Annotated in this window: 16 protein-coding genes and 2 pseudogenes; 8 read left to right on the top strand and 10 right to left on the bottom strand. The window is 72.7% G+C overall.

Annotated features, from left to right (window positions below):
• Window positions 1–246: 246 nt before the first annotated feature.
• Genes ppk2 through UK82_RS25155 form a run of 4 tightly spaced genes read left to right on the top strand, consistent with a single transcriptional unit; the run spans window position 247 to window position 2840 of the window.
• Window positions 247–1272, top strand: coding sequence for a polyphosphate kinase 2 (gene ppk2 / locus UK82_RS25170; RefSeq protein WP_236706414.1), 1026 nt, complete (start codon window positions 247–249; stop codon window positions 1270–1272).
• Window positions 1273–1309: 37 nt separating this feature from the next.
• On the top strand, window positions 1310–2233 hold the full coding sequence (locus UK82_RS25165) for a 1-aminocyclopropane-1-carboxylate deaminase/D-cysteine desulfhydrase (RefSeq protein WP_055409722.1): 924 nt from the start codon (window positions 1310–1312) through the stop codon (window positions 2231–2233).
• A 26-nt stretch (window positions 2234–2259) separates the two neighbouring features.
• The gene (locus UK82_RS25160; protein WP_044884114.1) at window positions 2260–2502 is read left to right on the top strand and encodes a ribbon-helix-helix domain-containing protein; all 243 of its coding nucleotides are present in this window, start codon (window positions 2260–2262) and stop codon (window positions 2500–2502) included.
• Entirely contained in the window at window positions 2496–2840 is a 345-nt protein-coding gene (locus UK82_RS25155) for a type II toxin-antitoxin system PemK/MazF family toxin (protein ID WP_044884113.1), read from the top strand. Before UK82_RS25160 ends, UK82_RS25155 begins: the two co-directional genes overlap by 7 nt.
• Window positions 2841–3034: 194 nt before the next feature.
• Here UK82_RS25155 and UK82_RS25150 read toward each other — a convergent pair whose 3' ends face one another.
• From UK82_RS25150 to UK82_RS25115, 10 genes and pseudogenes are all read right to left on the bottom strand, one after another.
• Window positions 3035–4429: a cyclopropane-fatty-acyl-phospholipid synthase family protein gene (locus UK82_RS25150; protein ID WP_044884112.1), complete on the bottom strand. Its 1395-nt coding sequence runs from the start codon at window positions 4427–4429 to the stop codon at window positions 3035–3037.
• A gap of 324 nt (window positions 4430–4753) precedes the next feature.
• A pseudogene (locus UK82_RS40045) lies at window positions 4754–5282 on the bottom strand (OB-fold nucleic acid binding domain-containing protein); the annotation flags it as partial.
• Window position 5283: 1 nt separating this feature from the next.
• Window positions 5284–8287 (bottom strand): DNA polymerase III subunit alpha (dnaE, locus tag UK82_RS25145; RefSeq protein ID WP_236706413.1); only part of this gene is annotated, 3004 nt, incomplete at its 3' end.
• A gap of 187 nt (window positions 8288–8474) precedes the next feature.
• On the bottom strand, window positions 8475–10118 hold the full coding sequence (locus UK82_RS25140; protein ID WP_396230646.1) for a pyridoxal phosphate-dependent decarboxylase family protein: 1644 nt from the start codon (window positions 10116–10118) through the stop codon (window positions 8475–8477).
• Window positions 10119–10213: 95 nt separating this feature from the next.
• Window positions 10214–11287: an alpha/beta fold hydrolase gene (locus UK82_RS25135; protein ID WP_052680987.1), complete on the bottom strand. Its 1074-nt coding sequence runs from the start codon at window positions 11285–11287 to the stop codon at window positions 10214–10216.
• Between the two features lie 113 nt (window positions 11288–11400).
• Complete coding sequence (locus tag UK82_RS34165; RefSeq protein WP_173667349.1) at window positions 11401–11577, bottom strand: hypothetical protein; 177 nt, start codon at window positions 11575–11577, stop codon at window positions 11401–11403.
• A 331-nt stretch (window positions 11578–11908) separates the two neighbouring features.
• The gene (locus UK82_RS25130; RefSeq protein WP_052680986.1) at window positions 11909–13219 is read right to left on the bottom strand and encodes a DEAD/DEAH box helicase; all 1311 of its coding nucleotides are present in this window, start codon (window positions 13217–13219) and stop codon (window positions 11909–11911) included.
• 1272 nt (window positions 13220–14491) lie between these two features.
• Window positions 14492–15793, bottom strand: a complete 1302-nt coding sequence (locus tag UK82_RS25125; protein ID WP_055409719.1) for a DUF445 domain-containing protein — start codon at window positions 15791–15793, stop codon at window positions 14492–14494.
• A gap of 142 nt (window positions 15794–15935) precedes the next feature.
• The gene (locus tag UK82_RS25120; RefSeq protein WP_055409718.1) at window positions 15936–16247 is read right to left on the bottom strand and encodes a DUF6343 family protein; all 312 of its coding nucleotides are present in this window, start codon (window positions 16245–16247) and stop codon (window positions 15936–15938) included.
• 112 nt (window positions 16248–16359) lie between these two features.
• Window positions 16360–17130, bottom strand: coding sequence for an enoyl-CoA hydratase-related protein (locus UK82_RS25115; RefSeq protein WP_044884108.1), 771 nt, complete (start codon window positions 17128–17130; stop codon window positions 16360–16362).
• 140 nt (window positions 17131–17270) lie between these two features.
• On the opposite strand from UK82_RS25115, the gene UK82_RS25110 reads away from it, so the two are divergent.
• From UK82_RS25110 to UK82_RS25100, 4 genes and pseudogenes are all read left to right on the top strand, one after another.
• The gene (locus UK82_RS25110; RefSeq protein ID WP_236706412.1) at window positions 17271–18242 is read left to right on the top strand and encodes an acyl-CoA thioesterase II; all 972 of its coding nucleotides are present in this window, start codon (window positions 17271–17273) and stop codon (window positions 18240–18242) included.
• A 764-nt stretch (window positions 18243–19006) separates the two neighbouring features.
• Window positions 19007–20432 (top strand): annotated as a pseudogene (locus UK82_RS40040) (nitrate- and nitrite sensing domain-containing protein); the annotation flags it as partial.
• Window positions 20433–20518: 86 nt separating this feature from the next.
• On the top strand, window positions 20519–21847 hold the full coding sequence (locus tag UK82_RS40035; protein WP_313949838.1) for an ATP-binding protein: 1329 nt from the start codon (window positions 20519–20521) through the stop codon (window positions 21845–21847).
• 1 nt (window position 21848) lies between these two features.
• Window positions 21849–22268 carry a roadblock/LC7 domain-containing protein gene (locus UK82_RS25100; protein WP_009737517.1) on the top strand — a complete coding sequence of 140 codons (420 nt, stop codon included), beginning with the start codon at window positions 21849–21851 and terminating at the stop codon, window positions 22266–22268.
• The last annotated feature ends 111 nt before the right edge of the window (window positions 22269–22379 follow it).

Here is a 22379-nt window from a genome sequence, read left to right as displayed (position 1 = left end):
AGGCGCGCTCCCCTGCATCCGCTCGCTCCGAGAGGGCGCTCAGTGGGCGTCCGATGTGCCGGTTCTGTCGGATGCGGACTGTTCTGTCACCTGGTGTTCGGGCGCGCGTCAACCATGGGCTGGCCGGCTTCCGTACGGTTGGCCGGCCGGCTGCCCCCGGCCCTGCGGATTCGCCCCGTGTACGGCGCCGTCGGGTGGGAACAGCCCCCCGGTGCAGCCTCGTTGTCCGTACGGGAGGGAATCAGCGTGACCCACGTCGAACGGGTGATCCCCAAGGGGGCCGACGGCCGGGCGGAGCCGCTGGTGCACGGCATCGCCGACGGTATCGGTGGGTGGCTCGGCGCGGCCGGCCTCGCCGAGCGGGTCGGGGTCCACGCGGAGAGCCTGGCCGGCCTGCGGGTCCTCGACGAGGACGACGACGAGGCGACGCTGCTGCGGCCCGACGGAACCCCCGTCGACACCTGGCGCGAGAACTACCCGTACGACACCCGCCTGGCCCGCGCCGACTACGAGCGCGACAAGCGGCTGCTGCAGATCGAGCTGCTGAAGATGCAGTACTGGGCCAAGGAGACCGGGCAGCGCATCGTGCTCGTCTTCGAGGGCCGCGACGCCGCCGGCAAGGGCGGCACGATCAAGCGGTTCACCGAGCACCTGAACCCCCGGGGCGCCCGGGTCGTCGCCCTGGAGAAGCCGTCGCCGCGCGAGCAGCAGTCCTGGTACTTCCAGCGCTACATCGAGCACCTGCCCACGGCCGGCGAGATCGTCATGTTCGACCGGTCCTGGTACAACCGGGCCGGCGTCGAGCGGGTCATGGGCTTCTGCTCCCCGGACCAGTACCGCGAGTTCCTGCGCCAGGCCCCGGAGCTGGAACGGATGTGGACCCGCAGCGGGATCAGAGTGATCAAGCTGTGGTTCTCGGTGTCGCGCCGCGAGCAGCAGACCCGGTTCATCGTCCGGCAGATCGACCCGGTCCGGCAGTGGAAGCTCAGCCCGATCGACCTCGCCGCGCTGGATCGCTGGGACGACTACACCGACGCCAAGGAAGCGATGTTCTTCTACACCGACACGGTCGAGGCGCCGTGGACGGTGGTGAAGAGCAACGACAAGAAGCGGGCCCGGCTGGAGACCATGCGTCACGTCCTGCACACGCTGCCCTACACCGGCAAGGAGCCCGACGTCGTCGGCACCCCCGACCCGCTGATCGTCGGCCCCGCGATGAACCTGCTGGAGACCGGCGAGAAGGCCGACCGCACCTTCCCCACGCTGCACTGATCCCTTCCGGCGCCGCGGGTTCGGCTACCTTGCTGTTGTGGGGGGCTTCCCGCTGCCGGCGTTGCCGTCGCCGCTGGAGGAGATCGCGGATGCGCGGCTGGGTGCGCGGGGCGTCCGCCTGCTGCTCAAGCGGGACGACCTCATCCACCGGGACATCCCCGGCAACAAGTGGCGCAAGCTGCGGGGCAACCTCGACGAGGCGCGCCGGCTCGGGCACGACACGCTGCTGACCTTCGGCGGCGCCTACTCGAACCACATCCGGGCGGTGGCGGCGGCCGGCCGGTTGTTCGGCCTCCGGACGGTCGGGGTCATCCGGGGCGAGGAACACCTGCCGCTCAACCCGACGCTGCGCTTCGCCGTCGACGCCGGGATGCGGCTGGCCTACCTCGACCGGACCTCGTACCGGGCGAAGACGTCGGCCGCGGTCGTCGAGCGGCTGAGCGCCGAGTTCGGGGCGTTCTACCTGCTGCCCGAGGGCGGCAGCAACGCGCTCGGGGTGCGCGGCTGCGCCGCGCTGCCCGCCGAGATCGACCGTCCCTTCGACGTGCTCTGCTGCTCGTGCGGCACCGGCGGCACCCTCGCCGGCCTCGCCGCGGGCCTCGCGCCGGGCCAGCGCGCCCTCGGCGTCCCGGTGCTGCGGGGCGCCGGATTCCTCGCCGACGACGTCGACGCCCTCCAGCGTGCGGCGTTCGGCGCGAACTCCGGCAACTGGACCATGGCCTACGACTTCCACTTCGGCGGCTACGCGAGGTCGACCCCGGAACTGGGCCGCTTCATCGTCGACTTCCACGACCGCCACGGCCTGGGCCTGGAACCGGTGTACGAGGCGAAGCTGCTCTACGCCCTGTTCGCCCTCGCCGAGGCCGACGCCTTCGCACCCGGCACGACGGTCGTCGCCGTCCTCAACGCCGTGGCGGACGGCCTCGGACCCGACCCCCGGACGGGAAACGCCATCGGATGATCGTCATACCCGGTTATACTGAGCGTGTGAAGACTGCGATCTCGATCCCGGACGAGACGTTCAACGAGGCTGAGCGTCGCGCGGCCGCACTTGGTGTGAGTCGCTCCGAGTTCTTCACGACAGCCGCGCGCCGCTACATCGAGGAGCTCGACGCGCAGTCCCTCACCGAGCGCATCGACGCCGCACTGGAGCTCGCGGGTCCCGACGACTCGTTCGAGGCCGCGGCGCGCGCCGGCCGGCGAGCACTGGGCGACAGCGAGGACTGGTGATCAGCCGGGGCGACATTCGCTGGGTCGACCTCGGTGAGGCGGAGGGCAGTCGCCCCGCGAAGCGCCGCCCGGTGGTGGTCGTCCAGTCCGCGCCCTACAACGCGAGCCGGTTGGCCACAGCCGTCGCGGTCGTCATCACCTCGAACACCGTGCTTGCCACCATGCCCGGCAACATCTTCCTCCCCGCCGCGGTGACCGGCCTTCCACGGGACTCCGTCGCCAACGTGGCGGCCATCGTCACCGTCAACAAGGACGAACTCGGGCACGCTGTGGGCGCTGTCCCGGGGGGCCTCATGCGAGACCTGGACCGCGGACTGCGTCACGTACTCGGGCTCTGACCGCGACAGTGGCGGGCCGGGTCGTGCTGACCGTGGAGCCGCCGGCATCCGTGGCTGTCGAAGCGGGAGGGGACCGCCAGGACTGCCCGCTGGCGCAGGAATGATCGTCAAGATCGGTTACCGCGACGGGGATCGCCCCGGACGCCGGCCCGGCCGGCGGTGTCGGGCCGGGTCGGGGGCCGGGGCGTCGTAGGTCAGCCGGTGGTGGGCTGGGTGGGTAGGGGGGCGGGGGAGTCGTAGCGGGGGCGCAGGGGCTGGCCGGAGCGGCCGGCGTCGGGGCGCACGGCGAGGGTCTGGTGGATCTGGGTCTGGCCGCCCTCGAAGCTGAGCGCCGAGCCGGCCATGTACAGCCGCCACACCCGGGCGCGCCCGGCGCCGACCTGGGCGACGGCGGTGTCCCAGTTCTCCTCCAGCGCCCGAACCCAGGCCCGCAGGGTCAGGCCGTAGTGCTCACGCAGGTTCTCGACGTGACGGACCTCGAAGCCGGCGGCCTGCGTCAGCGACGTCATCAGGCCGATCTCGTGCAGCTCCCCGTCCGGGAAGACGTAGCGGCGCAGGAAGTCGCGGCCCTTCGGCAGCGGGATCGGGCCGAGGTGGGGCTGGTAGCGGTAGGCCCCGGCCGGGTCGCCGGGGGAGGAGATCCCGTGGTTGAGCAGCCGGCCGCCGGGGCGCAGCAGCCCGTAGAGGCTGGCGAAGTACGTCGGCAGCATCGCCCGCCCGACGTGCTCGACCATGCCGACCGAGCTGATCGCGTCGAACGGGCCGTCGGGAATCTCCCGGTAGTCCTGCAGACGGATCTCGATGGCGTCGGTGAGCCCGGCCTCGGCGATCCGGCGGCGGGCCTCGGCGGCCTGCTCCACCGAGATCGTCACCCCGACGCCGTGGACGCCGTGGTGGCGGGCGGCGTGGATGAGCATGCTGCCCCACCCGCAGCCGACGTCGAGCAGTCGCTCGCCGGGGCGCAGCCCGAGCTTGCGGCAGACCAGCTCGTGCTTGGCGGTCTGGGCGGCGTCGAGCCCGCTGGCCGGCGACTCCCACACCCCGCACGAGTAGGTCATCGTCGGGCCGAGGATCAACCGGTAGAACGCGTTGGACACGTCGTAGTGGTGGGAGATCGCCGCGGCGTCGCGGTGGCGGCTGTGGCGGCGCCCGTGTAGCCGGGCCTCCTCCGGCGGCGGGGCGGGTGGTCGGGCGCCGAGCTCGCGCAGCAGGGTCAGCAGGGCGGGTGCCGTGGCGGCGGTGGGGCGGTGCGGGAGGGCGGACAGGTGGTCGCGCAGCTCCAGGGCGGCGAAGATGTCGCCCTCGACGTCGAGATCACCGGCGACGAAGGCGCGGGCGAAACCCAGCTCGCCGGGGCGGAACAGGGCGCGGTGCATCGCCTCCGGCGAGCGCACCACGACCTGCGTGGGGGTGTCCGGGCCGAGCGCGGAGCCGTCCCACAGGACGATCCGCACCGGTGGCGCGGTCCCGATGAAGGTCTCGAGCAGGGTGCGGGTCGCCCGTACGAGCTCCGGCGACCACCGTGGGTCCGGAACAGGGGTTGGCTGGGCGGCGGGCTCGTGCTCCTCCAGTTCTCGACTGATCGTCAAGGCGCATCCTCCGGGTCGTGTGCGCGGTCCCTTCGGCTGGGACGTCGCCGGAGACTGCCCGGTCGGCACCCGCCCGACCAGGACCTTCGCCCACGCCGGTGGCCCGGTCGATCAGCGGAAGGCCCGTGGTCGGCCCAGCCCCGCGGGGCGCGGTCGCACCTGGTTACCTGGCTCTCATCGTCCCCCAGAAACGCCGTGTCCGAACGGTGTCCGGTGTCGCATGGTGGTATCCCCGTCGGCGGGAATATTTCGGCCGGTTGACGTAGGGAAAACTGCAGGTGGCGGTGGTCGGGGAGGGTCGGGGAGGGTTGGGGAGCGGCGGGCTCAGGCGACCGCGGCGGCGCCGAGCAGGGCCTTGAGATCGCCCATCAGCGCGGGGGTGCGCTGGACCTTGTAGGCGTCGTCGAGGCGCAGCAGAGTGATCTGGCCGGGGGTCTGCAGCCGCAGGTGCACCTCGGTCGTCCCCGGGTGGGTGCCCAGCACCTCGCGCAGCCGTTCCACCGTCGGCGGGTTCACCCGGGCCGCGGACATGGTGATCACCACCGGGGGGCTGAGTGCCGCGTCGCTGAGATCCGGCACGGTCAGCTCGGCGGCGATCAGGCGCGGGGTGTCCTCCCGCTTGTCCAGGCGGCCTCGGACGATGACGACGGCGTCCTCGGCGAGCTGGGTGGAGCACACCTCGTACGTCTGCGGGAAGAACATCACCTCCAGGCCGCCGGCGAGGTCCTCGACGGTGGTCAGCGCCCAGAGCTTGCCCTGCTTGGTCACCTTGCGCTGCAGGCTGGAGATGATCCCGGCGATGGTCACGGTGGACCCGTCCGCGTACTCCCCGCCCGTCAGCGCGGCGATACTGNAGTCCGCCTTCGCGGTGAGGATGTGCTCGACCTCGCGCAGGGGATGGTCGGAGACGTAGAGCCCGAGCATCTCCCGCTCGTGGGACAGCTTGACCGTCTTGTCCCACTCCTGGTCGGAGAACTCCTGCACGCCGAAGACGGGCGCGGCGCCCGGGTCGTCGTCGGCGTCGAGGGCGAACAGGTCGAACTGGCCCTCGGCGTTCTTCTTCTTCACGCCCATCACCGCGTCGACGGCCTGCTCGTGCCGTTCCACCAGGCCGCGGCGGGTGTGCCCGAGCGCGTCGAACGCGCCGGCCTTGATCAGCGACTCGATGGTGCGCTTGTTGCAGACCACCGCGTCGACCTTGTCGAGGAAGTCCGGGAAGGAGACGAAGCGGCTCTTCGCCTTCCGGGTACGGACGATCGACTCGACGACGTTCGTCCCGACGTTGCGGATGGCGGCGAGCCCCACCCGGATCTCGTTGTCGCCGTGCGCGGTGTAGTCGGCGTTGGAACTGTTGACGTCCGGCGGGAGCACCCGGATACCCATCCGGCGGCACTCGTTGAGGTAGATCGCGCTCTTGTCCTTGTCGTCGCGCACGGACGTCAGCAGCGCGGCCATGTACTCGGCCGGGAAGTTGGCCTTGAGGTACGCCGTCCAGTAGGAGACCAGCCCGTAGCCGGCGGTGTGCGCCTTGTTGAACGCGTAGTCGGAGAACGGGACGAGGATGTCCCACAGCGTCTTGATCGCAGCCTCGGAGTACCCGCTGGTCTTCATCCCCTCCGAGAAGGGAACGAACTCCTTGTCGAGGATCTCCTTCTTCTTCTTGCCCATCGCCCGGCGCAGCAGGTCGGCGCCGCCGAGGGAGTAGCCGGCGACCTTCTGCGCGATCGCCATGACCTGCTCCTGGTAGACGATCAGGCCGTAGGTCGTGTCGAGGATGTCGGCGAGCGCGTCGGACAGCTCCGGGTGAATCGGGGTGATCTCCTGCTGGCCGTTCTTGCGCAGCGCGTAGTTGATGTGCGAGTTCGCGCCCATCGGCCCCGGCCGGTACAGGGCGAGCACGGCGGAGATGTCCTCGAAGTTGTCCGGGCGCATCATCCGCAGCAGCGAGCGCATCGGCCCGCCGTCGAGCTGGAACACCCCCAGGGTGTCGCCGCGGCCGAGCAGCTCGTAGGCGGCGGAGTCGTCGAGGGTGAGCCCCAGCAGGTCGATCGTGATGCCCCGGTTGGCCTCGACGTTGCGCACCGCGTCATCCATGACGGTGAGGTTGCGCAGGCCCAGGAAGTCCATCTTGAGCAGGCCGAGGGTCTCGCACGTCGGGTAGTCGAACTGGGTGATGATCGCGCCGTCGGCGTCGCGGCGCCACACCGGGATGTGGTCGATGATCGGCTCGGCGGACATGATGACGCCGGCCGCGTGCACCCCGGCCTGGCGGATCAGCCCCTCCAGGCCCTTCGCCGTCTCGATGACCTTCTTGACGTCCGCGTCGGACTCGTACAGCCCGCGGATCTCCCCGGCCTCGCTGAAGCGCGGGTGCTTCGGGTCGAAGATGCCGCCCAGCGGGATGTCCTTGCCCATCACGGCCGGCGGCATCGCCTTGGTGATCCGGTCGCCGACGGCGTACGGGTAGCCGAGCACCCGCGAGGAGTCCTTGATCGCGGCCTTGGCCTTGATGGTGCCGAAGGTGACGATCTGCGCGATGCGGTCGTCGCCCCAGCGCTCGGTGACATAACGGATCACGTCGCCGCGACGACGTTCGTCGAAGTCGATGTCGATGTCGGGCATGGACACGCGCTCGGGGTTGAGGAAGCGCTCGAACAGCAGCGAGTGGGGGATCGGGTCGAGGTCGGTGATGCCGAGGGCGAAGGCGACCATCGACCCGGCGGCGCTGCCGCGGCCCGGCCCGACCGGGATGCCCTGGCTCTTCGCCCACATGATGAAGTCCGCGACGACGAGGAAGTACGACGGGAACCCCATCTGGAGGATGATCCCGATCTCGTACTCGACCCGCTCGCGGTGTTCGTCGTCGAAGCCGTTCGGGAAGCGCCGGGCCATGCCCGCCCAGGTCTCCTTGCGAAACCAGCTCTCCTCGGTCTCGCCGTCCGGCACCGGGAAGCGCGGCATCAGGTTGCGCTTGGCGAACATGCCGCTCGGGTCGACCCGCTCGGCGATCAGCAGCGTGGTCTCGCAGCCCTCCTGCCAGATGTCCGAGGAGTCGATGCCGTACATCTCCTCGGCGCTCTTGAGGAAGTAGCCCGAGCCCTCGAACTGGAACGACGGGTTGGCCACCGTCGAGGCCGTCTGCACGCACAGCAGCGCGGCGTGGGCGTCGCGCTCGTGTTCGTAGGTGTAGTGCGAGTCGTTGGTGACCACGAAGCGCATGTCCAGCGCGCGGGCGATGTCGACGAGCCCGTCGCGGACCCGGCGCTCGATGTCGAGGCCGTGGTCCATGATCTCGCAGAAGAAGTTCTCCTTGCCGAAGATCTCCTGATAGGTGGCGGCGGCCTGCAGGGCGGCGTCGTACTGGCCCAGGCGCAGCCGGGTCTGCACGATGCCGGACGGGCAGCCGGTCGTCGCCATCAGCCCCTCGGCGTGCTCGGCGATGATCTCCTGGTCCATCCGCGGCCACTTGATGTAGTGGCCCTCGATCGACGCCCGCGAGTTCAGCTTGAACAGGTTCTTCAGCCCGTCGGCGTTGCGCGCCCACATCGTCATGTGGGTGTAGGAGCCGCCGCCGGAGACGTCGTCGCTCTTCTGGTGCGGCTCGCCCCAGCGCACCCGCTGCTTGAGCAGGCGCGACTCGGGGGCGACGTACGCCTCGCAGCCGATGATCGGCTTCACGCCCGCGGCGGTGGCCTGCCGGTGGAAGTCGTACGCCCCGTACATGTAGCCGTGGTCGGTGATCGCGACCGCCGGCATCTGCTGGCGCGACACCTCGCTGAACATGTCCTTCAGCCGAGCCGCCCCGTCCAACATCGAGTACTCGGTGTGAACGTGCAGGTGGACGAAGGAGTTTGACACGTCGGACCCTCCCGCGCGCTGGGCACGCCGGTCGAAGCGCGGCCGATCACCCCGTCACGGGCGGACGGCACGCCGACGCGCCGGGTGCGCTCGCCACGGGGATCGGCCGGATGGACGGGGCTTTCCCCGGCAGCCTAGCGGCCCGCCCGAGCCCGCCGGCACCTCCACCACTGTGTCGGCCCGAGCATCACGAAGGGACACCGCCGCGGTGCGGATCGGCATCACGGGGGCGGGTGGGCGGCCCGACCGCCGCCGGCGCGGCGTCCGGCTGGAACGGCTCACGCCGAGCGTCGGCGATCGCGCCGGCGATCGCCGCGATCGCCCGGTCGATCTCCCGTCGCGTGGTCGCCCAGTTGCTCACCGACAGCCGCATCGCCGCGCGGCCCCGCCACACCGTGCCGGTCACGTACGCCTCGCCGCCCGCCGTCACCGCCGCGGTGACCTGCCGGGTCAGCCGGTCCCCCCGCGCCGCCGCTGACCCCGCTGACCCCGCCAACCCCGTTGCCTCGGCTGACCCGGACAGCCTCGCCGGCCAGGAGTCGTGTGTCCGGCCGGCCACCGGGCGTGGGTCGTCCACCCGGATCAGCACCTGGTTGAGGGCGACGAGGGGCTCCGGGCTGGCGGGGTCGCCGCTCGCGTTCAGAATGGTCACCCCCGGTAGTGCGGCGAGCCGGGTGGCGGCGTGGTCGGCGAGGGCGCAGCACCGGTCGACGAGGTCACGTAGGCCCGCGCGGCCCAGCGAACGCAGCGCCGCGTAGACGGCGAGGGCGCGGGCCCGCCGGCTGAACTCCGGCGTCCAGTCCACCGGGTCGAGCTGCCCCGCCGTGTCGAGTACGAAGTAGTCCGCCGAGGTCGACACCGCCCGCCGGTGGGCCACCCGGTCGGCGACCAGCGCGATCCCACAGTCGTAGGGGACGTTGAGCCACTTGTGCCCGTCGGTGGCCCACGACTCGGCGAGCTCGGCGCCGGCGACGAGGTCGCGCCGCGCCGGTGACCCCGACACCGCCGCCCAGAGGCCGAAGGCGCCGTCGACGTGCACCCAGGCGCCGTGGGCGTGGGCGATCGCGCAGATCTCGCCGAGCGGGTCGACGGCGCCGGTGTTGACCTCCCCCGCCTGGGCGATGACGATCGTCGGTGTCGGTGTCGGTGTCGGTGTCGGTGTCGGCGTCGGCGTCGATGTTGATGTCGGCATCGGTGCTGGTGTCGGTGGTTCGGCGCCGGCCTGTCCGGTCGGGTGCGCGGTCGCGGTCGGTGCGAGGGCGGCGCGCAGGGCGTCGGGGCGCATCCGGCCGAGCCGGTCGGTGGCCACCTCGACGATCGTGCGGGTGCCGAAGCCGAGCAGGCGTAGCGCGGCGTCGACGGTGGCATGCCGGTTCGCGCCGACGAGCACGCGCACCGGCGGCGCCCCGGTCAGGCCGTCGGCGGCGACGTCCCAGCCCGCGTCGGCGAGCACCCGCTGGCGGGCGGCGGCGAGCGCGGTGACGTGCGCCATCTGGGTGCCGGTGGTGAAGCCCACCGACACGTCCGCCGGCAGGCCCAGCAGCTCGGCGACCCACCGGCCGGCGACGGTCTCGACGGCGCTGGCCGCGGGCGACAGCGACGCCAGCGCCGCGTTCTGGTCCCAGACGACGGCGAGCAGGTCCGCGGCGAGCGCGGCGGGCAGCGTGCCGCCGACGACGTAGCCGAAGAACCGAGGCGAGCCGGTGGCGGTCAGCCCGCCCCCCACCGCCTCGACGAGCGCGTCGACGACGGCCACCGGGTCGCTGGGGCCGGCCGGCAGCCGGTCGTCGAGCCGGGCCAGGACCTCGGCGGCGCTGTGCGCCGGGCGCACCGGGCGCTCGGCGAGGCCGGCGAGCCAGGCATCGGCGTGCCCGGCGGCGGCACGCAGCGCGGACCGCAGCGCCTCGCCGGGATCGGTCGCCCTGGTCAGCTCCCCACCGCCGGCAGCGGGGCCAGGGTCGGGAGCACCGGGCTGGCGGGACGGCGGGCGCGTTCGGCCGCCGCGCGGCCCTCGCGGCTCAGCCAGTCCGCCATGAGCTCCGCGGTCAGCTCCGCGGCCTCGAGCATCGGCACGTGGCCGAGGCCGTCGAGGATCTCCACCCGCCAGTCGGGCCGCTGCGCGGCGACGTTGCGGGCCACCGCCACCGGGATCAGCCGGTCGGCGGAGCCGTGCAGCAGCAGCGTCGGTTGCGGCACGGTGCGGACCATGTGCGCCAGCGGCGCCGGGCGCAGCAGCGACCAGACCACCGAGCGGGCCGCGCCCACGAACGCCTGGTCGGCGTCGGGCAGCCCGCCGCGCTCCCGCTGGGCGCGTTCCATCGAGGCCAGCGCCGTCTCGGGGATCGCGCTCGGGTCGGCCGTGAGCCGCAGCAGGCTCTGGTCGACGAGTTCACGCGGGGTGAAGCGGGTCCGCCGGCGGGCGAGGACCGCGGCGCCGAGGCGGGGGACGAACAGGCCGGCGAAGATGCGGGCGATCTCCGGATCCGGGCGCACGCCGCGCGGGCGGGGCAGCGCCGGGTCGACGAGGATCAGGCCGGCGACCGAGTCGGGCCGCCGGGCGGCCTGCATCACGCTGATCATGCCGCCCATCGAGTTGCCGACGAGGATGGGCGCGGTGTCGAGGACCTCGGCCAGGAAGCGGTCGAGCAGACCCTGGTTGGCCACGACGTCGGTGCGCCGGCCCGCGGCCGGGGTGCGGCCGTGACCGGCCAGGTCGACGGCCATCACCCGATGGGTGGTGGTGAGCAGCGGGGCGAGGGGCAGCCAGTTCAGATAGGAACCGCCGAGGCCGTGCACGCACAGCAGCAGCGGACCGTCCGCCGGGCCGCCGAAGTCGACGACGTGCACCGGCCCATCGAGCTGGGCCCAGGACGACCGGAAGCCGTCACCGCCGACCGGCCGCGTGACGCGTTCGTGCCCCGCGCCGGCCGGCTCGGGACCGGTGGAGCCGGTGGATGCGGTCGATCCGGCTGCGCGCGGGGTCGTCTCGGGGCTGCTCATCCCTCGACGGTAGGACCACCCCGACCCCGACCGGAAGCCGGGATCGGTGAGATGAAACGCAAGGTCGGCCGCCCCACGGCGGCCGACCTGGAGAAATCCTGACCCGTCGGGGGTCACAGTGCGCGGGAGGCTCCGAGCCGCAGCCGCTTCGGGTTCGCGACGGAACCGAACGCGATCTTCTCGGTTGTGATCTCCGTGACCTCTACCGCGTCAACGGTGCCGGGGACGGTGTCCCGCGGACCCGGCCCGGAGAGACCCGAGGTCAGCTGGGTCAACTGGTCCTGTTCCATGTGCACGCTCCTTCCATCGATGTCGACACCTGTCCCTAAAACGGTATCGAGCGGACGGGGCACACAAAGACCTCGGGTGGCCCTGCTCACACCACAGATCCGGACTGTCTCGTCACGTGTCGGTGTTCCGCTGCTGGTGACGGACCTGTCGCCGGGAGTCGGCCGTTGCGAACGCGGGGACCCGACGGTGACGGTCCGGTCGGTGCCAGATCCCGGTCGGCGCCGCCGCCCTGACGGATCAGGGCGGCGGCGCCGATGGCGGGAGCGGGTGAACGGTGGTGGTTCAGACCGTCGGCCGGTCAGACCGTCGGTGGTTCAGACCGTCGGTGGGTCAGGCCGTCGGGGCCGGGGCGGCGGGGGCCGGGGCTGCCGGGGCGCCGGGGCGCCGCTGCGGCCGGCCGTGGGCGGTCCCGGACCGGCCGAAGCGGTGACCGCCGTCGCGGCGGGCGTGCCGGTGCTCACCGTCACGGCCGCCGCCGGTCCGGGGTGCGCCGACGCGCGGTCCGCGCCCACCGGTCGCGCCGGCCATGCGGGCCTGCGGGATCTCGTCCTTGCTGACCCGGGGGGCCGGCGGGCCGGCGAGTTCCAGGACGATCGGGTCGTCCGGCGTGGTCGGCTCGGGGCGCGCCTCGATGCCGACCGCGCGCAGCAGCCCGCGCACCTTGCCCCGCTCGGCGGGCAGGGTGACCAGCACGTCGGCGCCGTCGGCGCCGGCGCGCGCGGTCCGCCCGCCGCGGTGCTGGTAGGTCTTGGCGTCCTCCGGCGGGCCGAGGTGGATGACCAGCCGGATGCCGTCGACGTGGATGCCGCGGGCGGCGACGTCGGTGGCGACGAGCACCCGGTAGAAGCCGTCGGTGAAACCGGCCAGCGCCCGGGTCCTGGCGCCCTGCGGCATCCCGCCGTGCAGCGGCTCGGCCGGCACGCCCGCGCGGCTGAGCGACTCGGCCACGCGGTCGGCGTCCCGCTGGGTGCGGACGAAGACCAGGGTGCGGCCCGAGCCGCCGGCCAGCGCGGTGACCAGCGCGACCTGGGCGGCGCGGTCGGGCGCCTCGAGGGCGTGCCGGACCAGCGTGGTGACCTGGGAGGTCTCCGAGTCGATCGCGACGAGGACCGGGTCGGGCAGGTAGTCCCGGACCAGGACCTCGACCTCGCGGTCGAGCGTCGCGCTGAACAGCAGCCGCTGCCCGGTGGACGGAGTGGCGTCGAGCAGCGCCCGCACGGCGGGCAGGAAGCCGAGGTCGCACATGAAATCGGCCTCGTCCAGCACCGTCATCTCGATCTCGCCGAGCTCGCAGGCGCTGCGCTCGACGAGGTCGGTCAACCGGCCCGGGGTGGCCACGACGAGGTGCACGCCGCGGCGCAGCGCCGAGATCTGCCGGCTGATCGACGTCCCGCCGTACACCGGCGCCAGGCGCAGGTTCAACGCCCGGGTCAGCGGCTCGAGCGCGTCGCTGACCTGCTGGGCCAGCTCACGGGTCGGGACGAGGACCAGGGCGCGGGGGCGGCGCGGTGCCGCCGGACCGCCGCTGGCGAGCCGGGCGAGGATGGGCAGCCCGAAGGCGAGCGTCTTGCCCGATCCGGTCTTCGCCCGGCCGAGGACGTTCTCCCCGGCGAGGACGTCGGGCAGGGTCGAGGCCTGCACCGGGAACGGCGCGGCGATGTTCCGGTCGGCGAGCGCCTTGATCAGGCGCTTGGGCAGGCCGGCGGCCTCGAACGTCTCGGCCGGGGGTCGGGGTTCACGCGTCGTGATGAGGGGAGCGGCCGGGCGCGCCGGGCCGCCGAAGCGGGAGCCGCCGGGCCGCGGACCGCGGCCCGCGGTGCGGGCGCCGCCGCGTCCAGTACCGCCTGCGACGCCGCGGCCACGGGCCGGGCGGGGCTGGCGATGGGCAGCATGGGACTGGGAGTTTCCGTGCTGAGACAGAGGGATCCGCCGATCAGGTCAGGGCCACCATGAGATCAATTGGACGGGTGAGGAGGTCCACACCAGCCCGTTGCATCGTCCGGCGGCCGGGGTACGGCCGGCTCCGCGACCAGACCCAACGGCGGGTGATTCCCGCTATGGCGCTCGCACCGACCTCGCACACCCGACCATTCAGCCGGGCGCGGACAGCCGCTCGGGCCGTCGTCTCCTTCACGGTACATCGACGATCCGTGCTTCGGGATAGGGCCGCGGCACGCAACGAGCCGTTGCATACCCCTCTGTGCCGGTTCGGGCGGTCACGGAACGGCGGTATGCCGGTGCGCGTCCGCACGGTCGTCCGCCTCGTCCCGGCCGGGCCCGCGGGTCGGCGCCGACCCGCGGCGGCGATGGTTGCGCAGCGTGTCGGGTTACTCCGTGCTGTCCCTGTGACCAGGACGAACACCCCGGCGTGCGGCATCGGGCGGATGACGCGTGCGCCCGCCGCTTGCGTCGCAGCAATAATCGCCGGGCCATCACCGGAAGTGAGGGGCGTGGCGGCCGGGGACGCGATGAGGGTCACCATCGGGAACGTCGGCCTGCGCCGACCGGCGAAGGACCCGGCCGCATGCCCGCCGAGCAGGCCGAACACCGTCAGTGGCGCCGGGATGACCGCGGTCACGGCCGGTTCGAGGCCGGTGCGGCGCCGCACCGTCCGGAGGAACCAGAAGACCACCGCGAACGTGGCGACCGGCACGGGGTGGACGGGACCTTCGGGTGCGGCGGCCGGTGCCCCCCGATCCGGGGGGCTCTGCGGGCCCGGGCCCGGTCGGTCGGTGTGCACGTGCGGCGTGGGTTGCGGCCGCCGACCGCCGCTGCCCGTTCGGTCACAGGTGCAGGTCGCGCCCGCCCGGCGGCTGGCCCGGACGCCCGCCCGGTCTCCCGTGCGCCCGGCCGTGCGGGCCTCGAGGCAGGTGCGTGGCCGCGTGCACGGGCCGGGCGGTCGCGGCCACGCCGTCAGAAGACCAGCTCGGTGAGGGCGTGGATGAGCAACCCGACGAGGGCGCCGACGACCGTGCCGTTGATGCGGATGAACTGCAGGTCCCGGCCGACGTGCAGCTCGATGCGCCGCGAGGTCTCCTCGGGTTCCCAGCTCGCGACGGTGTCCCCGATGATCGCGGCGATGTCCCCCTGGTAGCGGTGGACCGCCCGGGCGGCCAGATCGGACGCGGCCCGGTCGACGGTGCGGCCGAGCTCCGGGTCGGTGGCCAGTCGTGCCCCGAACGCGGCCAGCTCGTCGGTGGCCCGCACCCGGGCGGTGCTGGTCGGATCGGTGGTGAGGTCGAGCAGGATCGTCCGGGTCGTCGCCCAGATCGCGGCGACGGCCCGGCCGACCTCCGCGTGCCCCAGCAGCCGCTGCTTGATCTGCTCGACCTGCTCGCCGAGGCTCGGATCCGCGCGCAGGCGGCCGGCGAAGTCGCCGAGGAACCGGTCCAGCGCCTGGCGCACCCGATGCTCCGGGTCGGCGCGCAGCTCCGCGATCGCCTCCAGCGCCTTGTCGTAGGCCTTGACCGCGACCGCCTCGTCCAGCCACTGCGGCGTCCAGCTCGGCGCCTGGTCGACCACGAGCCGGGTGAAGAGCTCCGGGTTGCGGGTCAGCCACTCCTGGACCTCGGTGACGATCACGTCGACGAGCCGGACGTGCAGCCGGTCGTCGAGCACCCGCTGCAACGCCGCGCCCAGCACCCCCGCCCAGGGGCGCTCGACCACCCGGGGCAGCACCGCCTTCTCCACGACCTCGCGGACCAGGTCGTCGCTCATCCCGGAGATGGCCGAGGTGAGCCGGCCGGCGATCTCGGTCGTCACCCGCTCGGCGTGGCGCGGCTGGCGCAGCCACGACCCCACGCGCACCGAGACGCCGATGCCGTCGACCTTGTCCCGGATCACGTCCTCGGCGAGGAAGTGCGTGCTGACGAAGTTCTCCAGGCCCCGGCCGAGGGCGTCCTTGCGTTCCGGGATGATCGCCGTGTGGGGAATCGGCAGGCCGAGCGGGTGGCGGAACAGGGCCGTCACGGCAAACCAGTCGGCCAGCGCGCCGACGACGCCGGCCTCCGCGGCGGCGGCCACATACGCCACCCAGCCGGGGCCACCGTGGCTGTGCCAGCCCTGCGCGAGCAGGTAGACGGTCACGACAGCGGCGAGCAGCCCGGTGGCGATCAGTCGCATCCGGCGCAGCGCCTGGCGCAGTCCGGGTTCGTCCGCGGTGCCCCGGGGCAGTCCGGCTGGTACCGGCCGCCCGCCGCCCGCCGGCTCGCTCATGGGCCGCCGTCCCTCTCCCGTGCCACCTCGACGCCCACCCGGGCCCACCGGATCTGATCAGTCGATCCTCGGACACCTTATGCGGCCGGACCGGGACACCATGCGGCCGGAGCGGACATCGGCGGGCGCGGGCGGTCGGCGGTCACGGTCGCGGAGGTGGCGGCCGGCGGGGATGGGAACGCTGGTGCAACCGGCGCTGGATGACGGCGAGGTCGACGAGGGCGACCAGCGCGAGCAGCGCGAGCACCCCCGCGGCGGCGGGCTGTTCGCGCGAGGCGAACAGTCCCGCGGTGACGCCGCAGAAGACCAGACCGAACACGGCGAGCGCCAGCCGCAATCCGAGTGCGCTGCGAGCCGGCGGTGCACCCCCCGGACCGGGGGAGAACCGATGCCACCAGTGCCGACGCGGCAGGACGTCCCCCTGGTCGCGCTGGCGCGGCAGGGAACTGGTCACGATCCCCGGTATGCCCGGCCACGCCCGGGTGAACCGGGGATCGTGACCGCTTCGGGCCAGTGGGTGTCCGTGTGGGTATCCGTGCGGGGGACCGCGCGGGTCGCGGGTGGCCTCAGCTCGACCGGGGGGACGCCCCGCGGCCGGGCAGCCGCGCGGTCATCGCCGCCTTCGCCTCCGCCGAGGCCAGCCGCTCGGCGAAGAGCGCACCCTCGACGTCGATGCGTTCGAGTACCGCCGGCGTCCCGCCGTCGTGGAGCAGGGCACGGGTGGCGGCCAGGGCCTGCGGCGGCTGGGCCAGCAGCGCCGCGACCCGGTCGTCGACCCGGGCGCGCAGCGCGTCGGCGTCGGGCAGCACCTCGGTGACGATCCCCAGCTCCGCGGCCCGCGCGGCATTGAACGGTTCGCCGAAGTACGCAAGCCTCGCTGCCGCCGCGGGTCCGACCCGGCGCGGCAGCAGCAGGGACGAGCCGAACTCGGGCACCACGCCGAGGTTGACGAACGGGATGCCCAGGGTGCTGCGTTCGGTGGCGTACACCAGATCGCAGTGCAGCAGCAGCGTCGTGCCGATGCCCACCGCCGGCCCGTCGACCTCGGCGACGAGCAGCTTCGTGCCGCGGGCGACCGTCCGGATGAAGGTCATCGTCGGACCGTCCGGGGCCAGGCCGGCCGTGGCCAGGAAGTCGGCGAGGTCGTTGCCGGCGGTGAAGGACCCGCCACTGCCGCGGATCCGGACGATCCGCACCCCGGTATCGGCCTCGGCCGCCGCAAACGCCTCGGCGAGCGCCGCGTACATCGCCTGGGTGAGGGCGTTGCGCTTGTCCGGGCGCACGATGCGCACCGTGAGCACGCCGTCGGCGACCTCGGTCTCGATCTGGCTACTCAATCCGGCCTCCTGGTGCCGACGGGCGGCGGGCTGACTGACCGACACTGTGTCACCGGGCGAGGTCTGCGCGAAAGCAGACGCGGGGAGTCCGGCCGGGCGACCCCGGCGCATGGCCCGACCGGGCCTGCCAGGATGAGAATGTGACAGACCCGCGCGAACCCGGCATCCCGCCAAGACTCGCTGCCGACCTGCCGACCCAGCTCGGCCAGGGGGTCGGTCCGCGGCGGGCCGGGCAGTCCCGCGGTGAGCTCCGCCGCGAGGCCACCTCCCTCGCCGGGTTGCTCGGGCTGACGGTCGACCCGGGGGAGTGCCGCGGCAGCTTCGTGGCCGACGCTCATCTTCTCAACACGCGGGGCACCCTGTGGGGCGGCTGCGGACTCGCCGCCGCGATCGCCTTCGTCCAGGCCTGCGGCGGGCGGGACTGCGTGTGGGCGCACACCCAGTTCCTCGCCCCCGTGCATGCCGGTGAAGAGGTGGAGCTGAGCGTCGACCCGGGCACCGGCGGTCTGTCACAGGTCGTCGTGCGCGCCACCACGGCCGGGCGGCTGGTGTTCCTCGCGGGGGGCACGTTCAGCCGGGTGAGTGGCGTCGTCAGCCGGTTCGGCCCGGCCGGTGACTGGGCGCCGGACCCCGACAGCTGCCCCCCGCGCGAGTACCCGAACTGGCTGGACTTCCCCCGCGACGGTGTGATCTCCCTGGTCGAGCAGCGGTGGGCCCGCCCGGCCCGGACCGACCTCGACGGCCGGCCGGGCGGCGGGAGCAGCGCGCTGTGGCTGCGCCTGCGACCTCGGTTGCCCCTGCACGCGGCGGTGCTCGCGCTGCTTGGCGACTTCGCCCCGGTCGGACTCATCGAGGCCACGGGGGACATGGCCGCCGGCACGAGCCTCGACAACAGCCTGCGTATCGTCGCGCCCCCGACCGGTGAGTGGGTGCTACTGGACGTGCGAGTCGAGGCGATCGTCCGCAACGTCGCGCAGGTGCGCGGGCGGATGTACGACCGCACGGGTGCGCTGGTCGCCACCGTGAGTCAGACGGCGCTGGTCCACCGGGTGCGGCCGCCGTCCCTGGCGAGCCGGGACGGTCAACCGTCACCCGCCCCGACGGCCGGCTGACCGACGGCCGGCTGACCGACGGCCGGCTGACCGACGGCCGGCTGACCGACGGCCTGCCGAAACGGCCCGCCCGCGTCCGCGCTGCCCCGCTCATGGCGGGATCCGTTGCGGATGCTGGATTGAAACCACGGTAGCCGGGGTATGGGGGCAGTACGGCGGATGCTGTGCGGCTGGGCATTGCCGGGTCATGGTGAGTGCATGGGGAGTCCCGGGGGCGGGCTCTTCACAAGCCGGTGAGGGCGCGTATTGCGACCAGACCGACGACCACCCCGACGACCCGGCCCCGGCTGGGCGTCCCGGGATGTCCAGATGTGTTTCGTGCAACATTTCGTGTGTTTGTGTTGCCGCCGTCGGGAGTCCGGTCATCGGACCGGCATCACCGGCCGACGTCCCGTGTCGGCTCCTGCCAGATGCTGCCGATCAGTGCCAGTTCCGGTGCATGGACGTCATTTGGTCCGGGCTACGTCGATTTTCATTAGGCGTAGCTGTCCTATCGCTCGTCGCAGGTCGGAACGAATGTCCGTCACGCGGTGCAACGCTGTCATGCTCTTCCGTTATAGAGGCCCGCCCCTAACGCGGCCGCTTCATTCACCCGCTAGAGTTGTCGGCGCCCCAGGAACATTCCCCCGATGTTCGGGCCTCGCCTCCAATACCTCGGTCCGGGTGTTGTCGCGCGTGGTCCTTCGGGGACAAGGCCCGTTGAACTCGAACACTGACCCCGCACATGAGGCGCCCAACTCCCGGGTGCCGGACGAGAGGACCGGATGCTCCAGAATTGGCCCATCCGCTCGAAGCTCGTGGTGATTCTCGTCGTCCCCCTGGCCGCGTTGGCGGTACTGAGCGCGATACAGGTGCGGGGGAACGTCGACAACGTACGGGCCGCGAACCGCATCAAGGCGCTGGCAGCCTTCTCGATCAAAGGCAACGACCTCGTCGCCGCGCTCCAGGCCGAGCGGTACGCGACGAACTCCTATGTGGGTTCCAACTACCTGGCCGCCGGGCCGGGACAGGCCACCGTCGCCGCCCGCGGCCCGGTGGACCAGGCGTTGGGGACCTACAACGCCGGCGAGGCCGCGCTGCCCTCCGGCGCCCGGGACGCCCTGGCGGCCACGCTGGCGTCGATCTCCACCCGCCTGGACCGGCTGCCCGCGCAGCGCAAGGCGATCGACGCCCGGCAGGCGCAGGTCGACCAGAACAACACGTTCTACAACGACCTGGTGCGCGACCTCCTTTCGCTCAACGCCAGCGTCGCCGCCGGCAGCGACAACGCGTCGTTGGTCAACGGCGCCACCACGCTCGTCGGTATCTCCCGGGCGAAGGAGGAGGCAGCCCAGCAGCGCGGCTCGATCGCCCGTGTGATCATTCTCGGCCAGACGGATTCCGTGACCCTGCGCCAGATCGAGAGCTCGGCCGGCGCCGAGGACGCCTGGCTACAGCAGTTCCGGACCACCGCCACCGCGGATGAGCAGGCCTTTTACAACGTCACGGTGGGCCGAACCATCTCCGCCGCCACCGCAATGCGCGACGACACGGTCAACGCCGTTCAGAACGGCCAGCCGCTGACGATTACGCAGCAGATCTGGCTGAACACCGTCGATCAGAAGATCGCGGCGATGCGGCAGGTCGAGCGGAGGATCGCGACCGACCTGGGCTCCACCAGCCAGGACATCGCCAGTTCAGCCACTCGTGACGCACTGTTCGGCAGTATCGGGGTTGCGTTGGTCCTGGTCGTGTCGGTGGTGATTTCGCTGCTGGTCGCGAGCCCGATGATCCGGCATCTACGGGCGCTGCGGCGCGGTGCCCTCGAAGTCGCCAACGAGCGGCTGCCCGGGGTCGTCGAGAGGCTGCACCGAGGCGAACAGGTCGACATGTCCGCCGAGCAATTCCCGGTCGATGTGCAAAGTACCGACGAGATCGGCCAGCTCGCCGAGGCGTTCTCCATCGTGCACTCCGTCGCGGTGCGCACCGCGGTCGAACAGGCCGCGATGCGCAAGAGCATCGGCGACACCTTCCTCAACCTGGCCCGCCGCAGCCAGGCCCTCATCCACCGCCAGCTCAAGGTGATCGACGCGCTGGAGCGCAAGGAGACCGACCCGGACGAGCTCGAGGAGCTGTTCCGCCTCGACCACCTGGCCACCCGCATGCGGCGCCATGCCGAGGACCTCATCGTCCTGTCGGGCTCCAAGCCCGNGCGAGGCTGGCGCCGACCGGTCGCCGTCAAGGACGTGGTGCGCGGCGCCGTCGCCGAGGTCGAGGACTACACCCGAGTGAAGGTGATGCCCATCGACGGCGGGGCCATCAGCGGGCACGCCGTCGGTGACGTCATCCACATGCTCGCCGAGCTCATCGAGAACGCCACCTCCTTCTCCCCGCCGCACACCCCGGTCCAGGTCAACGGGCACGAGGTGTCCAACGGCTTCGTCATCGAGGTCGAGGACCGCGGCCTGGGGATGAGCCCGGAGGAGTTCCACTCCCTCAACGATCGGCTGGCCAACCCGCCTCCCTTCGACCTGTCGACCAGTGAGCGGCTCGGCCTGTTCGTCGTCGGCCGTCTCGCCGAGCGGCACGCCATCTCGGTGGAGCTCCGTCCCTCGCCCTACGGCGGCACGATGGCCATCGTCCTGGTGCCGGCCGCCCTGCTGCGCCAGCCCGAGGGCGACGGCGACACCCGTTCGGAGGGCACCGCGACCGTGCGGGCGCTGCCCGTCGCTGCCGTGCCCGCGCTCGACGGCCCGACGGTCGACGAGGACGGGTTCGGCGGACCGTTCGTCGACGCGGACGGCAATCTGACCGCCGCCCCCGCCCCGGAGCGGCCCGACGAGGCGCCGCGTGGCCAGGACGAGACGTTGATCGACGACCTGCCGGTCTTCGCCACGGTCCGGTCGAGCTGGTTCGTGGCCGACCGCCCCCGGCACCGCTCCAACGGCCGCCGCCCGGACGGCCCGCCGCGACCGGCCGGGCCGCGCCCCGAGCCCACGCCGGGCGGCGACCCCGGCCAGGGCGATGGCGACCTGCCCGACCTGCCGACCCGCCGTTCGCGCGGCAACCGGGGCGCCCCGGAACCGTTCCCGCCGGCCGAGACCGACCGGTTCGGGCCGCCAGAGCCGCCGGTGGACGATGCCGGGCGCCGCACCTCGTCCCTGTTCGGGCCGCCCCCCGCGATACATGACCTGCCCGGCGGCCCCCTGGCCCGCAACGACCCGTTCACCGCGCCGCTGAGCCGCCCAACCGGACCCCGCGGCGGCGACACCCCCGGCGCGGGCCAGTCGATCGTCCCGCTGCACCGCCCGGCGCCGCCCGCCCGTGCCGGCGGTGCTGGCGGGGCCGGCGGTATTGGTGGGGCGGGCGGGGCGGACCTGCCGGAGCGTGGCGGCCAGGCGCCCGAGGAGCACACCGAGGTGGGCCTGCCGCGGCGCACCCGGCGGGCCAGCCTCGCGCCCCAGCTCCGCCGGGACAGCCCGGACGACCAGCCGGGCAAGCTCGCCGCGCAGCGCAGCCCGGAAGAGATCCGCAGCATGATGTCGTCCTTCCAGAGCAACTTCGGTCGCGGGCTGGCGGACGGCCAGGTTTCCAACGACGGCGACGATGTGGGAAAGGTGACCTGAGATGCGTCCGCTGGGGCCGTCCGAGAACATGAGCTGGTTGCTCAACAACCTTGTCAAGAAGGTTCCGGAAGTCACCTATGTGATCGCCCTGTCCTCGGATGGTCTGCTGCTCGCGACCTCCTACGGGATGGACCGGGCGACCGCCGACCAGCTCGCGGCGGTCGCCTCCGGGTTCAACAGCCTCGCCCGCGGAGCGGGCCGGTTCTTCGGCGGTGGCAACGTCCGCCAGACCATCGTCGAGATGGACCAGGGCTTCCTGTTCGTCACGGCGGTCGGCGACGGCTCGTGCCTGGCGATCCTGTCCAGTACCGGGGCGGACATCGGGCTCATCGCCTACGAGATGGCCCTGCTGGTGACCAGGGTCGGGGAGTTCCTCACCCCGGAGCTGCGCGCCCAGATGCAGTCCGCGCTGCCGCTGTAGGCGGCGCCGCGGCGGTCGACGGGGGTGCGACCGCGAATCTGGCCCACCGGTCGACCCCTGCCCGAACCGACCGGACCGCAACGCTCACCGTCATGGCGGCGGAGCTCTCTC

This window comes from Frankia sp. ACN1ag (genome assembly GCF_001414035.1).
GTDB lineage: Bacteria > Actinomycetota > Actinomycetes > Frankiales > Frankiaceae > Frankia > Frankia torreyi.
Note: the sequence above shows the minus strand (reverse complement) of the source record. Positions and strands in the feature narration are given on the sequence as shown.